Annotated in this window: 13 protein-coding genes; 6 read left to right on the top strand and 7 right to left on the bottom strand. The window is 72.1% G+C overall.

What is annotated here, in order from left to right; translation table 11 throughout:
* A partial coding sequence (locus ACFC02_RS13885; RefSeq protein ID WP_376356162.1) for a hypothetical protein occupies positions 1 to 1,341 on the bottom strand: 1,341 nt, incomplete at its 3' end.
* A 256-nt stretch (positions 1,342 to 1,597) separates the two neighbouring features.
* Entirely contained in the window at positions 1,598 to 2,722 is a 1,125-nt protein-coding gene (locus tag ACFC02_RS13880; RefSeq protein ID WP_376356160.1) for an alpha/beta hydrolase, read from the bottom strand.
* Positions 2,723 to 2,924: 202 nt separating this feature from the next.
* On the opposite strand from ACFC02_RS13880, the gene ACFC02_RS13875 reads away from it, so the two are divergent.
* The 6 genes from ACFC02_RS13875 (at position 2,925) to ACFC02_RS13850 (ending at position 8,213) form a co-directional block, all read left to right on the top strand.
* A complete protein-coding gene (locus ACFC02_RS13875; RefSeq protein ID WP_376356158.1) occupies positions 2,925 to 4,763 on the top strand; it encodes a phosphatidylglycerol lysyltransferase domain-containing protein in 1,839 nt (612 codons plus the stop codon).
* 211 nt (positions 4,764 to 4,974) lie between these two features.
* Entirely contained in the window at positions 4,975 to 5,889 is a 915-nt protein-coding gene (folP, locus tag ACFC02_RS13870) for a dihydropteroate synthase (RefSeq protein WP_376356156.1), read from the top strand.
* On the top strand, positions 5,886 to 6,389 hold the full coding sequence (locus ACFC02_RS13865) for a nuclear transport factor 2 family protein (RefSeq protein ID WP_376356154.1): 504 nt from the start codon (positions 5,886 to 5,888) through the stop codon (positions 6,387 to 6,389). Before folP ends, ACFC02_RS13865 begins: the two co-directional genes overlap by 4 nt.
* 248 nt (positions 6,390 to 6,637) lie before the next feature.
* Positions 6,638 to 6,997 (top strand): dihydroneopterin aldolase, encoded by a 360-nt coding sequence (gene folB / locus ACFC02_RS13860; protein ID WP_360971029.1) that lies wholly within the window; start codon positions 6,638 to 6,640, stop codon positions 6,995 to 6,997.
* Positions 6,994 to 7,605 carry a 2-amino-4-hydroxy-6-hydroxymethyldihydropteridine diphosphokinase gene (gene folK / locus ACFC02_RS13855; RefSeq protein WP_376356151.1) on the top strand — a complete coding sequence of 204 codons (612 nt, stop codon included), beginning with the start codon at positions 6,994 to 6,996 and terminating at the stop codon, positions 7,603 to 7,605. The genes folB and folK overlap by 4 nt, the downstream gene beginning before the upstream one ends.
* A gap of 119 nt (positions 7,606 to 7,724) precedes the next feature.
* Positions 7,725 to 8,213, top strand: coding sequence for a DUF3180 domain-containing protein (locus ACFC02_RS13850; RefSeq protein ID WP_376356150.1), 489 nt, complete (start codon positions 7,725 to 7,727; stop codon positions 8,211 to 8,213).
* Between the two features lie 45 nt (positions 8,214 to 8,258).
* Here the strand turns inward: ACFC02_RS13850 and folE are convergent, their stop codons facing one another.
* The 5 genes from folE to ACFC02_RS13825 all read right to left on the bottom strand — a co-directional run bounded on the left by folE (position 8,259) and on the right by ACFC02_RS13825 (position 14,434).
* Positions 8,259 to 8,864 (bottom strand): GTP cyclohydrolase I FolE, encoded by a 606-nt coding sequence (gene folE, locus ACFC02_RS13845; protein WP_360971038.1) that lies wholly within the window; start codon positions 8,862 to 8,864, stop codon positions 8,259 to 8,261.
* 107 nt (positions 8,865 to 8,971) lie between these two features.
* The gene (ftsH, locus tag ACFC02_RS13840) at positions 8,972 to 11,011 is read right to left on the bottom strand and encodes an ATP-dependent zinc metalloprotease FtsH (protein ID WP_360971041.1); all 2,040 of its coding nucleotides are present in this window, start codon (positions 11,009 to 11,011) and stop codon (positions 8,972 to 8,974) included.
* A gap of 197 nt (positions 11,012 to 11,208) precedes the next feature.
* On the bottom strand, positions 11,209 to 11,769 hold the full coding sequence (gene hpt / locus ACFC02_RS13835; protein WP_037850917.1) for a hypoxanthine phosphoribosyltransferase: 561 nt from the start codon (positions 11,767 to 11,769) through the stop codon (positions 11,209 to 11,211).
* Positions 11,770 to 11,889: 120 nt separating this feature from the next.
* Positions 11,890 to 13,107, bottom strand: coding sequence for a tRNA lysidine(34) synthetase TilS (gene tilS, locus ACFC02_RS13830; RefSeq protein ID WP_376356147.1), 1,218 nt, complete (start codon positions 13,105 to 13,107; stop codon positions 11,890 to 11,892).
* A gap of 193 nt (positions 13,108 to 13,300) precedes the next feature.
* Positions 13,301 to 14,434 carry a zinc-dependent metalloprotease gene (locus tag ACFC02_RS13825; RefSeq protein WP_376356145.1) on the bottom strand — a complete coding sequence of 378 codons (1,134 nt, stop codon included), beginning with the start codon at positions 14,432 to 14,434 and terminating at the stop codon, positions 13,301 to 13,303.
* Positions 14,435 to 14,653 lie beyond the last annotated feature (219 nt).

The raw sequence follows: 14,653 nt of genomic DNA, 5'->3' as shown, positions 1-14,653 counted from the left end.
CCTGACCACGCCTCCACGCCCCCCCCCGGCCCGGCCGCCGGCGTCCGCGTCGGACGGTCCACCGTCAGCGGACCCGGCGGCGGCCTCGGCCTCGTGCAGTGCGAGCGCCTCCTGACCGACCACGTCGGCCAGGTCCTCGTTCTGGACGGCCTCCAGGGCGGCGGGCGGCGCCCCCTTCTGCGTACCGAAGAAGTCGAACCCGCCCCCGGTCACCGGACGCCGCGCGGGCGCGGGCGGCACGACGGCCACCGCGGTCGGCACGGCGTAGTGCCCGGTGGGCTGCCGGACCGGTCCGCCCGGCACGACCACCGCGACCTCGGCCGACTCCGCAACCTCGGCCATCGCCGGCTCGGCCATCGCCGGCCCGGCCGACTCCGGCTCGGCCGACTCCGGCTCGGCCGACCGGTCCGGGCCGTCCGTCGGGTGGGCGGCGGCCGGGTGCTCGTGCGCATCGGCCGCCTCGGGCTTCCCCTCCGGATCGTCCTCCCGCGCGGGGGCCGGTTCGGCCGGGCCGGCAGCGCCGCCGGACGATCCCGCCTCAGGGGCCTCCTCGACCGCCGGCTCCTTCGCCACCGCGTCCACCGCGTCCCCGGGCCGGTCGCCGCCCGCGCCGAACCGCGCCAGCGCGGCCATCGCCCGCCCGAACAGTTCGGAGCCCGCCGGGGAGAACACAGCGGGCGCCACGACCGCCGGCTCCTCGTCCGCGGACCCGGCCCCGACCGAACCGGCCTCCACCGATCCCGTCCGCGTGGAACCGGTCTCCGTGGCACCCGCCTTCACGGGCGCGCCGTCCACTGATCCGGCTGCCGCCGCGCCGGCCGCCACCGACCCCGTCGCCACGGTCCCGCGGCCCGCCGGCTCCGTGCGGGCCGGCGTGAGGGCCCCGCCCGGGGCCGCGGGCAGCGCGGGCAGCTCGGCCACCGCCTCCAGTTCCAGCAGGCGGCGACCCTCCAGCGCGCTCGCGCGCTCGGTCTCGGCCGTGGCGTACCGCCGCAGCAGCGAGGCGTGCTCGTTGCGCAGCCGTGCCAGTTCCGACCGCTTGGCCCGCAGCTTCTGATCGAGGCGGACGCGCAGTTCGCGCGACTCCTCCAGGTCCGATTCGAGTTCGGCGACGCGTTCCTCGAAGCGCCACTCGTCGCTCGCCCGCGCGCGCGTGAGGTCGGCCACCTTGCGGCCCGCCTGGGTGTCCCAGCGGCGCAGGACGACGGCACCGGCGACCGCCGTCACCGCGGCGGCCGCCGCGAGGGACCGCAGGACCACCGGTGCCGTGGAGACCCAGGGACCCAGGGCGCAGACGAGGGAGACGCCGGCGATCGCCGAGGGCGGCAACAGCCTGTGCAAAGGAGGGGAATGGCGGTGACGTCCACGTGGCATGGCCAGAAACTTACCGCGCGTAGGCGAATCGTGGTGGGCCGCCCCGCAAAAAGGCGGCCATACCGAAACCTTCACAGGGCATCAGGAGTTCCGTTCCGCTACCCGCGCGCGTACACGGCCGAGTTCCACCCGAGTACTGCGCCGGTTCGATCGAACTCCCGGCCCTTTTCAAGATCATTCCTGATGCCCCCGTCCCGTGCGCCGAGACCGGTCCCGCCCGTTCTCAGCGCTCGGCCAGTCGCGCGCTGATCCACTGCAGCGTCGCCGGGATCTCGCGCTTCCACGTGTTGAAGTTGTGGCCGCCGCTGCCCAGGATGATCGACGAGACGCGGGTCTTGTTCGTCGCCTTGGCCGCGTCTATGAACTTCAGCGTGGACTTGTAGTTGCTCTCTCCCTGCCTGCTGCTGGTGACGAGCAGGGAAGTGTCAGGAGCCGGCAGGTGCTTGATGCTCCAGCCCAGGTCGGCACGATTCTTCAGATTCTTGTCACCGTGGAAGAGATCACCCGTGGTGGGGTCGATCGGCGCCTTGTAGTAAGGCGACAGACCCGCACCCGCGCCGTACACCGCGGGATAGTGCATGGCGATTTTCAGAGCGCAGTATCCACCCGTGGAATCACCCACGACGCCCCAGCCGCCCGGCTTCTTGTCGACCCGGTAGTGGGCGGCCACGGCGTCCGGCAGGTCCCGGCCGAAGAACTTCTCGGTCTGCGGGCCCTGGGGGATGTCCACGCACTCGGTGTCGCGCGGCGGCGCCACCGTCGGCCGCAGCATCACCAGGATCATCGGCTGCATCTTGCCCGTCTTGGCCAACTGCTGGGCCGTGCGAGGGTAGTTCAGCTTGCTGATGAGCGCCTGGGCGGTGCCCGGGTAACCGGTGAGGACGACGGACGCGGGGAACGTACGCGTGCGGTACTGCGGCTGGAAGTACTCCGGCGGCAGGTATATGAAGGCGGGCGAGGCGATGTGGGACCTGCGGCCCACGATGTCGACCTTCTGTATCTGCCCGGTCAGCTGCGGCCGGGATCCGCCGGCCAGCTGCACCTGCTGGGTGCCGACCACCCGCAGCGGCCCCGTCGAACCGCCCGCGGCGTGATCGACGACGACGCCCTGGTCGGTCTCCTGGCCGAACAGGTCGGCCCAGCTGGCGTAGAAGCCGAAGGCCTGGTTGGCGGCGAGACCGACGCACGCGAAGATCGCCGCCTGCGTGACCAGCAGGATGCCGACCCGGCCGCCGACCGACGGCCAGCTGCGCCGCGCCAGACGCGGCCAGAGCCACACCGTGGCGACGAACAGCAGTACGGCGAACAGCACCGCCAGTACCAGCACCTTCTTGCTCGTGAGACCCATGAGCCTTTCCTGACTGCACTCGATGCCCGGCCCGCCGGCACCTCCTTGGCGCGAGCTTGCCCCGGGCTTTCCCTGGCCTTTGACCCGGATTCCGGGTGGGGAGTGAACCTTCCTCCCCCAGACACCGTCCTAGAGGGCGCAATGTCGCCGGATGCCCGGATCGGCACCGGATTCAAGGTCTCTCGCAGAACTATGGGATGCGATGTCTGTCAGGATAGATGGGGAAAAGCCGGGCGGGGTTCCGAGCCGATCGGGTCGGGTACGGCGCATACTGCGCGGTCCGCGCCCCGAGGCCGTCCCCACGCTGATCGGCAGGGCCTGCGCGGTCGTGGGCCTCCTGGACATCGCGGCGGGCGTCTTCCCGCGCTTCCGGCACAGCCGGATGCACGCCTGGGCCGAGGTGCTGCCTGGCTCGTTCGGCCCGTTCGCCGCCGCCCTCTCGCTCAGCGCGGGCGTACTCCTGCTGCTCCTCGCGCACGGCCTGCGCCGGCGCAAGCGCCGTGCCTGGCGCGCCGCCGTGGTGCTCCTGCCGGCCGGCGCGGCGGCCGAGTTCGCCTACCGGCACTCCCTGGTCGGTGTGCTCATCGCCCTGGCGCTGCTCACTCCGCTGCTCCTGCACCGCAAGGAGTTCTCGGCGCTGCCGGACCCGCGCAGCAGGTGGCGGGCGCTGACCAACTTCGTGCTGATGAGCGCGGGTTCGCTGGCCCTGGGCATGCTCATCGTCAGCGTCCACGCGCACCGCATGGTCGGCGACCCGAGCGTCGCGGACCGCCTCACCCACGTCGTGTACGGCCTCATCGGCTTCGAAGGCCCGATCGACTACCAGGGCAACACCTCCTGGACCGTCGCCTTCTCCCTCGGCGCCCTCGGCTGGATCACCGCGGTCACCACGATCTACCTGGCCTTCCGCCCCGAGCACCCGGCCGCCCGGCTGACCGAGGAGGACGAGGTCCAACTGCGCGCCCTGCTGACCAAGCACGGACGCCGCGACTCCCTCGGCCACTTCGCGCTCCGCCGCGACAAGGCGGTCGTGTTCTCCCCGAGCGGCAAGGCCGCGGTGACCTACCGCGTCGTCTCCGGCGTGATGCTCGCCAGCGGCGACCCGATCGGCGACGTCGAGGCCTGGCCGGGCGCCATCGAACGCTTCATGGACGAGGCCAAGGCCCACTCCTGGACGCCCGCCGTCATGGGCTGCTCCGAGACCGGCGGCGAGGTGTGGACCCGCGAGACCGGCCTGGACGCCCTGGAACTGGGCGACGAGGCGGTGGTCGACGTAGCGGATTTCTCCCTCGCCGGACGCGCGATGCGAAACGTCCGCCAAATGGTCAAGCGCATCGAACGGGCCGGCTACGAAACCCGGGTACGGCGCATCCGTGACCTCGGCGACGCCGAACTGGAGCGCATCCGCAACGCCGCCGAGGACTGGCGCGGCACCGACACCGAACGCGGCTTCTCCATGGCGCTCGGCCGCATCGGCGACCCGGCCGACGGCGACTGCCTGATAGCCACGGCCCACAAACAGGACGACGAGCCCGGCGAGTACGGCGACCTGAAGGCGATCCTGCACTTCGTGCCGTGGGGCGAGGACGGCGTCTCCCTGGACCTCATGCGGCGCGACCGCTCCGCCGACCCCGGCATGAACGAACTGCTGATCGTGGCGGCGCTCCAGGCCGCCCCGAAGCTCGCCATCAGCCGCGTCTCGCTCAACTTCGCGATGTTCCGCTCGGCGCTGGCACGCGGCGAGAAGATCGGCGCGGGCCCGGTGCTGCGCGCCTGGCGCGGACTGCTGGTGTTCCTGTCCCGGTGGTTCCAGATCGAGTCGCTGTACAAGTTCAACGCCAAGTTCCAGCCCCGCTGGGAACCGCGGTTCGTCGTCTACCGCGCCTCCTCCGACCTCGCCCGCATCGGCTTCGCCGCCATGCAGGCGGAGGGATTCGTCAACCTGGCGGTGCCCATGCCGCGCTTCCTGCGCCGCCGCCGCGCCGCCTCCCAGCGCCCGTGCGCGCACGCGGTGGCGGAACGGGACGTCCGCGCGGCTTGACACCGACGCGACCCGACGCGACCCGCTGTGACCCGCGGTGACCGGCCGCCTCGGTCGGTCACCGCCCGAGGCGGCCCACCATCCCCGACACGGCCCGAGCGGCCACCCGCCTCCCCACCCGGAGGCGGCGGCCGCTCGGGCCGCGTCCGTACCCGCCGCACGCCCCCGGGTCAGGGCGGTCGCCGCCGGGCGCGGGGCCTACGCTGAACGTATGAGCAACCAGAGCGGGCGCGGCCGAGTGACGGGCCTACCGGCATGGGACCGCTGCGCGGTCATGGGGGTCGTGAACGTGACCCCCGACTCCTTCTCCGACGGCGGCCGCTGGTTCGACACGACGACCGCCGTCAAGCACGGCCTCGACCTGGTGGCCCAGGGCGCCGACCTGGTCGACGTCGGCGGCGAGTCCACCCGCCCCGGTGCCACCCGCGTCGACGAGTCCGAGGAGCTGCGGCGCGTCATACCCGTCGTCCGCGGTCTCGCCGCCGAGGGCGTCACCATCTCCGTCGACACCATGCGCGCCCGGGTCGCCGAGCAGGCGCTCGCGGCGGGCGCGGCACTTGTCAACGACGTCAGCGGCGGCCTCGCCGACCCCGCCATGGTCCCCGTGGTCGCCGACGCCGGCGCCCCCTTCGTCGTCATGCACTGGCGCGGCTTCCTCCAGGGCAGCACCGTCCAGGGCTCCTACGCCGACGTGGTCACCGAGGTCGCCGACGAACTGCACGCGCGCGTGGAGGCCGTTCTGGAGGGCGGGATCGCCCCCGGCCGCGTCGTCGTGGACCCCGGCCTCGGCTTCTCCAAGGACGCCGGGCACGACCTGACACTGCTGGCGCACCTCGACCGCCTGCGCGGCCTCGGCCACCCCGTGCTGGTCGCCGCCTCCCGCAAGCGGTTCCTCGGCCGGGTGCTGGCCGGCCCGCAGGGCGCGCCGCCGCCCGCCCGGGAGCGCGACGCCGCCACGGCCGCCGTCTCCGCGCTCGCGGCGCACGCGGGCGCGTGGGCGGTCCGCGTGCACGAGGTACGCGCCACGGCCGACGCGGTACGGGTCGCCCGTGCCGTGGAAGAGGCACGCGCCGCCGGAGGCCGCACCCCCGAGGACCCGGCCCGCTCCCCAGAAGGAGCCCGGTGAGCGCCCCCCACACCGATGTCGAGCAGGTCGAGGCGGCCAACACCGCCTTCTACGAGGCGCTGGAGCAGGGTGACTTCGAGGAGCTGACCTCCCTCTGGCTCACCCCGTCCGACCTGGGCGTCGACGAGGAGTACCACGATCCGGCCGACACCGGCGTGATCTCCTGCGTGCACCCGGGCTGGCCGGTCCTCACCGGCCGCGGCGAGGTGCTCCGCAGCTACGCGCTGATCATGGCGAACACGGACTACATCCAGTTCATCCTGACCGACGTGCACGTCTCGGTCACCGGCGACACCGCCCTGGTGACCTGCACCGAGAACATCCTCAGCGGCGGCCCCGCCCCCGGCGCCGGCGACGAGCTGGGCCCGCTGGTCGGACAGCTGGTCGTCGCCACCAACGTGTTCCGGCGCACCCCGCTCGGCTGGAAGCTCTGGTCCCACCACGCCTCCCCCGTTCTGGCCGAAAACGACGCCGGGGACGAGGACGACTCACCGGCGTGAGTGGGTAGGCGACGGGCACGGACGCGGAAGTGGCCGGAATCACGGGCCCGGCGCCGCGGGCGGCCCGCAGGCCGTGAGCGGCCCGGTTCTCCAGGGAAAACACCGGGTGGGGCCAGCCCGGCCCGGCTCGCCCCGGTGCCCCCGTGTCCCGGCGATGTCGGTGCCCGCAGGTAGATTCGTCCGAGGCCGGTGTGCCGCCCGCACGCGGTACGAACCGACCGCCACCGACGATTGCAGGAGTGATTCGCGTGGATCGTGTCGCGCTGCGCGGCCTGAAGGCCCGCGGGAACCACGGTGTGTTCCCCAAGGAGCGCGAGGAGGGCCAGACCTTCCTCGTCGACCTCGTCCTGGGCGTGGACACCCGGCAGGCCGCGGCCGACGACGACCTGGCGAAGACGGTGCACTACGGCATCGTGGCCGAGGAGGTCGTGGCCGTGGTGGAGGGCGAGCCGGTGAACCTCATCGAGACGCTCGCCGAGCGGATCGCCCAGACCTGCCTGAAGCACGAAGGGGTCCAGGAGGTCGAGGTGTGCGTGCACAAGCCGGACGCCCCGATCACGGTCCCCTTCGACGACGTGACCGTCACCATCACCCGGAGCCGAGTATGACCCGACCTTTCCTCCAGGGTCAGAGCGACCCGACCGTCCAGCCGGTGCCGGCCGCCGTCGTCGAACAGGTCGACGCAGCCGACACCACGCTCAGCAACCCGAAACGGGCCGTGCTCTCGCTCGGCTCCAACCTCGGCAACCGCCTGGAGACCCTCCAGGGCGCCGTCGACGCGCTGGAGGACACCCCGGGCGTCCGCATCAAGGCGGTCTCCCCGGTCTACGAGACGGAGCCGTGGGGCGTCGAGCCCGGCACCCAGCCGTCGTACTTCAACGCGGTCGTGGTCCTGAAGACGACCCTGCCGCCGTCCTCCCTGCTGGAGCGCGCGCACGCCATCGAGGAGGCCTTCCACCGGGTCCGCGACGAACGCTGGGGCCCGCGCACCATCGACGTCGACATCGTCGCCTACGCGGACGTCGTCTCCGACGACCCGCTCCTCACCCTTCCCCACCCGCGCGCCCACGAACGCGCCTTCGTCCTCGCGCCGTGGCACGACGTGGACCCCGAGGCCCAGCTCCCCGGCCGGGGCGCGGTGGCGGGACTGCTGGCATCGGTCACGCGCACGGGTGTCGCACCGCGCGCGGACCTGGAACTCCGGCTGCCCGAGTAGTCGTTAAGGTCGAGGAAGATCCAGACGCCCGGCCCAGGGACGGCACGGCCGAACCGCGGCCGGGCCGGGACGAGCCGCCGGGACGCCCGACCACGGTCCGGGGGAGCTGAAGGGACACCGTGAAAGAGCTGCGCATCAGGGTGCTGGCGGGCGTGTTCGTCGTCGCCGGAGTGCTGTCCTGGGCGGGCGCCCGCCTGTGGAACGCGGTGGGGACCCTGCCCAGCGTCCCCCTGGCCGCCCCCATCGTCCTCGCCCTGATCGCCGTGGTGCTGCTGTCCACGGCGCTCTCGCTGCGCGCCCGCCTGAAGGCCCAGCGCGAGCGCCGCCCCGGCGCCAAGGGCGTCGACCCGCTGATGGCCGCCCGCGCGGTCGTCTTCGGCCAGGCCAGCGCCCTGGTCGCCGCCCTGGTCGCCGGCATGTACGGCGGCGCCGGCGTCTTCCTGCTGGAACTCCTCGACCTGCCCTCCCGCCGCGACCAGGCCATCTACGCCGGCTCCTCGGTCCTGGCGGGCTTCGCGGTGATAGCGGCGGCCCTGTTCCTGGAACGGGTCTGCAAACTCCCCGAGGACGACGACGAGAACCACGGCAGCGCGGAGCCGGCGGCCTGAGCCGCCGCCTCCCTCGAACCGTCCACTGAGCGGCGGCGCCGCCGCTCAGCGCGCCATGATGAGGCTCATCGCCTCGTTGCGCGTCGCCGCGTCCCGCAGCTGGCCGCGCACCGCCGAGGTGATGGTCTTCGCGCCGGGCTTGCGGATGCCCCGCATCGACATGCACATGTGCTCGCACTCGATGACGACGATGACGCCCCGCGGCTCCAGGATCTCCATCAGCGAGTCGGCGATCTGCGTGGTGAGACGTTCCTGCACCTGCGGACGGCGGGCGTAGACGTCCACGAGGCGGGCCAGCTTCGACAGCCCCGTGATCTTCCCGCTGCCGGCCGGGATGTACCCGACGTGGGCGACCCCCCGGAACGGCACGAGGTGGTGCTCGCAGGTAGAGAAGACCTCGATGTCCTTCACCAGCACCATCTCGTCGTGGCCCAGGTCGAACGTCGTCGTCAGGACGTCCTCCGGCTTCTGCCACAGCCCCGCGAATATCTCCTTGTACGCCCGCGCCACTCGCGCCGGGGTGTCGCGCAGGCCCTCGCGGTCCGGGTCCTCGCCGACCGCGATGAGGAGTTCGCGCACGGCGTTCTCGGCGCGCTTCTCGTCGAACTCGCCGATGGCGCCCTCGACGTCCAGCGTCACGGGGTCGGTCATGTGAAGCCTCGTTCCTGTCTGTCTCAGCTGCGGGCATGCGAAATGCCGCGCCCCCCAGGCTAGAACCTGGGGGGCGCGGCATACATTCCGGGGCCGGTGGGCTCCGGTCAGCTCTCCGGGCGGTCCTCCGGGGTCTGCTCCGTCGCCGGGGCGGGCTCCGTGGCGGTGGACTTCACGGTGCTGATCGCCGCCGTCGCGCCGTTCGCCCCGTTGGTGAGGGCCAGCTCCTTGGGGGAGAGCACCGGCGGGCGGGTGGACGGAGTGCGGCGGGAGGAACCGGTCCAGGCGGGCCGGGGCGGGCGCTTGACGATGGGGGCGAAGACCTCGGCGATCTCCTCCTTGCCCAGCGTCTCCTTCTCCAGCAGGGCCAGGACCAGGTTGTCGAGGACGTCGCGGTTCTCGACCAGGATCTCCCAGGCTTCGTTGTGCGCGTTCTCGATGAGCTTCTTGACTTCCTCGTCCACCAGCGCGGCGACCTCTTCCGAGTAGTCGCGCTGGTGAGCCATCTCACGGCCGAGGAACGGCTCGGTGTTGTCGCCGCCGAACTTGATCGCGCCGAGACGCTCGGTCATGCCGTACTGCGTGACCATCGCGCGGGCCGTGGAGGTGGCCTTCTCGATGTCGTTCGCCGCGCCGGTGGTCGGGTCGTGGAAGACCAGCTCCTCGGCCGCGCGACCGCCGAGCATGTAGGCCAGCTGGTCCAGCATCTCGTTGCGCGTGGTCGAGTACTTGTCCTCGTCCGGGAGGACCATCGTGTAACCGAGGGCCCGGCCGCGGGAGAGGATCGTGATCTTGTGGACCGGGTCGGAGTTCGGCGAGGCCGCCGCGACCAGGGCGTGACCGCCCTCGTGGTACGCGGTGATCTTCTTCTCCTTGTCCGACATGATCCGGGTCCGCTTCTGCGGGCCCGCGACCACACGGTCGATCGCCTCGTCCAGCATCTTGTTGTCGATCAGCTTCTGGTCGCTGCGGGCCGTGAGCAGCGCGGCCTCGTTCAGCACGTTGGACAGATCGGCACCGGTGAAGCCGGGGGTGCGGCGGGCGACCGCGGCCAGGTCGACGTCCTTCGCGACCGGCTTGCCCTTCTGGTGGACCTTGAGGATCTCCAGGCGGCCCTGCATGTCCGGGCGGTCGACGGCGATCTGCCGGTCGAAGCGGCCGGGGCGCAGGAGGGCCGGGTCGAGGATGTCGGGCCGGTTGGTGGCGGCGATGAGGATCACGCCGCCCTTCACGTCGAAGCCGTCCATCTCGACGAGCAGCTGGTTCAGCGTCTGCTCGCGCTCGTCGTGACCGCCGCCGAGGCCGGCGCCGCGGTGGCGGCCGACCGCGTCGATCTCGTCGACGAAGACGATCGCCGGGGCGTTCGCCTTGGCCTGCTCGAACAGGTCACGGACACGGGAGGCACCGACACCGACGAACATCTCGACGAAGTCGGAACCGGAGATCGAGTAGAACGGGACGCCGGCCTCGCCCGCGACGGCTCGCGCGAGCAGGGTCTTGCCGGTGCCGGGCGGGCCGTAGAGCAGCACGCCCTTGGGGATCTTCGCCCCGACGGCCTGGAACTTGGCCGGCTCCTGGAGGAACTCCTTGATCTCGTGGAGTTCCTCGACGGCCTCGTCCGCGCCCGCGACGTCCGAGAACGTCGTCTTCGGGGTGTCCTTGGTGATGAGCTTGGCCTTGGACTTCCCGAAGTTCATCACCCGGGAGCCGCCGCCCTGCATCTGGTTCATCAGGAACAGGAAGACGACGACGATGAGAACGAAGGGCAGCAGGGTGAGCAGGACGCCGAGGAAGGGGTTCTGCTTGGACGGCGAGACCGTGTAGCCGTCCGGGATCTGCTTGTGCTGGTACTTGTCCTGCAGCGTGTTGGCGAGGGCGGCGCCCTGGTCGCCGATGTAGCTGGCCTGGATCTTCGAGCTGCCGGAGACCTTCTGGCCGTCCTTGAGTTCGACCTTGATGCTCTGATCGTCCCCGGTGGTCAGCTTGGCCTGCTGGACCCGGTTGTCATTGATCGCTGCTACGACCTGGCCTGTGTCCACCGTCTTGTAGCCGCCGGACGAGCCGACGACCTGCATCAACACGACCACGGCAAGGACGGCCAGCACGATCCACATGACCGGCCCACGGAAGTATCGCTTCACGTCCATCCATACGGAGCGGTGTCGCCCCGTCCCTCCTGCCATAGTGAGTTTGATAAGACAGTTCTTCTGACGGTACCCCAGCATTGTGGCTCGAAGCCGCACGGGAGAGCTGGCGTTCCCGTCTGCATGCTCCAACGGCTCCGGTGCCGCCGGGGTTCCCGATCACCGTACGGACTGCGCCCTTCCGGGTCAGCCCGCCGTGGTCAGCCGCCGTAGACGTGGGGGGCGAGCGTACCGACGAACGGCAGGTTGCGGTACTTCTCGGCGTAGTCCAGGCCGTAGCCGACGACGAACTCGTTGGGGATGTCGAAGCCGACCCACTCCACGTCGATGGCGACCTTCGCGGCGTCGGGCTTGCGCAGCAGCGTGCAGACCTTGAGGGAGGCCGGCTCGCGCGAACCCAGGTTGGACAGCAGCCAGGACAGGGTCAGGCCGGAGTCGATGATGTCCTCGACGATCAGGACGTGCCTGCCCTTGATGTCGGTGTCCAGGTCCTTGAGGATCCGCACGACACCGGAGGACTGGGTGCCCGCGCCGTAGGAGGACACGGCCATCCAGTCCATGGTGAGCGGGGTGGACAGCGCCCGCGCCAGGTCGGCCATGACCATGACCGCGCCCTTGAGCACTCCGACGATCAGCAGGTCCTTGCCCGCGTACTCCGCGTCGATCTTCGCGGCCAGCTCGGCCAGCTTCGCGTCGATCTCTTCCTTGGTGATGAGCACCTGCTGGAGGTCGGCACCCATGTCTTTCGCGTCCACCCGCATCACTTTCGGTCGGTCGTCCCGCATTGACGGCTCGCGGCTGTTCCGGGCCTCCCGGCGGGGAGTCCGGCCGCCGGGGGCCTCCCCGGCGGGGAGACCGGCGCCTCCCCGTGGGGGAAGGTTTCAGCCTTGCCGAATCACCAGTCTGCCACCCTGGCGCCGGGCGACGACTTTGCCCGGGAGGTTGATGGCCCCCTGACCACGCCATCCGGTGATCAGCCGGTCGATCTCCTCGATGTGGCGGGCGAACAGGGAACCGGCCGGGGACCCGGCGTCGATGGCGGCACGGCGCAGGACGCGGCGGCGGACCGCGGGGGGCAGGTCGTGCAGTTTGGCGCACTCCAGGCAGCCGGCGTCGTCGCGGGCGGTGGCCTCGGCCTGGCCGGCCCAGGCGTCGAGGGCGTCGGCGTCGTCGCGGGAGAGCTGGGCGGTACGGGCGAGGGCCTCGACGACGCCCTTGCCCAGGGCCTTCTCCAGGGCGGGCAGGCCCTCGTGGCGCAGCCGGGAGCGGGTGTAGGCGGGGTCGGCGTTGTGCGGGTCGTCCCAGACGGGCAGCGACTGGACCATGCAGGCCTTGCGGGCGGTCTGCCGGTCGATGTGCAGGAACGGGCGCCGGTAGCGGCCGCCGGCCCCCGAGACCGCGGCCATGCCCGACAGGGAGCGGATGCCGGAGCCGCGCGCGAGGCCGAGCAGGACCGTCTCCGCCTGGTCGTCGCGGGTGTGGCCGAGCAGGATCGCGTGGGCGCCGTGGCGGTCGGCGGCGGCGTCCAGGGCGGCGTAGCGCGCGTCGCGGGCGGCGGCCTCGGGGCCGCCGTCGCGGCCCACAGTGACGGCGACGGCGTCGACCGGGTCCAGGCCGAGGTCGCGCAGCCGCTGGGCGACCTCGTCGGCGCGCAGGCCGGAGCCGGGCTGCAGGCCGTGGTCGACGGTGATGCCGCCGGCGCGGATGCCGAGCTTGGGCGCCTCGAAGGCGAGGGCGGAGGCGAGCGCCATGGAGTCGGCGCCCCCGGAGCAGGCCACGAGGACGAGCGGCGCCTCGGGGCGCCCGTGGCCGGGCCGGTCGTCGTGCGGGGACCGCTGGGCGGCACACAGGCCGCGCGAGGGGGTGCGGCTGGGGGTCGGCACGCCCAGCGGGGGGTGCCCGGTCATCCGGGCGGGCCGCGGGCCGGGCGCGGTGGACCGCTCCTGGGCGCCGTACGCCGTCTGCGCGGCGTGCGCGGTCTGGAGTTCGGGGCGGAGCGGCCCGGCGGGGGGCGGGGCCGGGGTCTGCTCGTCGAGGATGTCGTTCAGGACGCGGCGTACCGCCAGGCGTATCGCCGCGACCGCAGGATGGGGACCCATGTCCGGTTCCCTTCACGGAAGTTTTCGGGGGGTGAGCCCGAGATCGGTCACTCAGAGTGGGTCGATGGTGACAGAAACGGGCCGTTCCCCGAGCATTGCACGCCTATCCCTCACTCACGGTCCCTCGGACGGGTGATTGGAGGGGCGTTCGCCTGCCGTCGGCCGGATTCGGTTCACCCCGTCCACGCCCGGTTCACGACTCGGCCCTGCGGTGCACCCGCGCGACCCAGTCCGCCGGTTTGGCGATCTCCGCCTTGGTGGGGAGGGTGTTCGGGGAGGTCCACACGCGGTTGAAGCCGTCCATGCCGACCTGGTCGACGACGGCGCGCACGAAGCGCTCGCCGTCGCGGTACTGCCGCAGCTTGGCGTCCAGGCCGAGCAGCTTGCGCAGGGCCGAGTCCAGCCGGGAGGCGCCCTTGGCGCGGCGCTGCTGGAACTTCTCGCGGATCTCCGCCACGGTCGGCACGACCGCGGGGCCCACGCCGTCCATCACGTAGTCGGCGTGGCCCTCCAGGAGGGACATCACGGCGGTGAGCCGCCCGAGGATCTCCCGCTGGGCGGGGGTCTGCACGAGTTCGACGAGGGAGCGCCCGCCGTCGTCCTCCTCGCCCTCGGGCCGCCCGCCGACGAGGGACTGCGCGGCCTCCCGGATGCGCTCCAGGAAGGCCATCGGGTCGACGTCGGTCTCCGAGAGGAAAGACTGGATCTCGCCCTCCAGGTGGTCGCGCAGCCAGGGCACGGCGGTGAACTGCGTGCGGTGGGTCTCCTCGTGCAGACACACCCAGAGGCGGAAGTCGTGGGGCTGTACGTCGAGTTCGCGCTCGACGTGGACGATGTTCGGGGCGACGAGCAGCAGCCTCCCGCCGCCGTTCGCCCCGGCGGGCAGGTCGCGGGCGGCGGGGGCGAAGGTCTCGTACTGGCCGAGGACGCGGGAGGCGAGGAACGACAGCAGCATGCCCAGTTCCACGCCGGTGACCTTGCCGCCGACGGCGCCGAGCACCGCGTTGCCGGGGCTGCTGCCGCGCCGCTCCTGCATCTTGTCCAGCAGGGGCTTGAGCAGTTCCCGGAATCCGGCGACGTTCGCCCGGACCCAGCCCGGGCGGTCGACGACCAGCACGGGTGTGTCGTGGGTGTCCTCCGTGCCCAGGCGGGTGAACGCCCGCACGTGCTCCTCGGAGACCTTGGCGTGCCGGCGCAGTTCGGCGACGACGGCGCGGGCGTCCTCGCGGCTCACGTCGGGGCCCGGCCGGACCAGCCGGGTCGCGGTCGCCACCGCGAGATTCCAGTCGACCATCCCGGGACTTGCGGCACCACCGATGCTCGTCATGTGTCAACGGTACGTGAGCGCCGCCGCTCGGGGCAGGGCGGCGGCGCGCTGCCTGAAATCAGCGTCGGGTCCCGCCGCCGCGTGCCTACCGGCCCCGTACCGTCCCCGGCGCCCGGGCCCGTACCGGCGCCTCCTAGCGTGGACGACCCCGACAACGCGGCGAGCGCGCATGGCAGACGCCGCGGGGGGTGGGGGCACCTCCCGGCCGAAGGCCGGAGG

Origin of the sequence: Streptomyces sp. NPDC056160 (assembly GCF_042268205.1) — a bacterium.
Taxonomy (GTDB): domain Bacteria; phylum Actinomycetota; class Actinomycetes; order Streptomycetales; family Streptomycetaceae; genus Streptomyces.
Note: the sequence above shows the minus strand (reverse complement) of the source record. Positions and strands in the feature narration are given on the sequence as shown.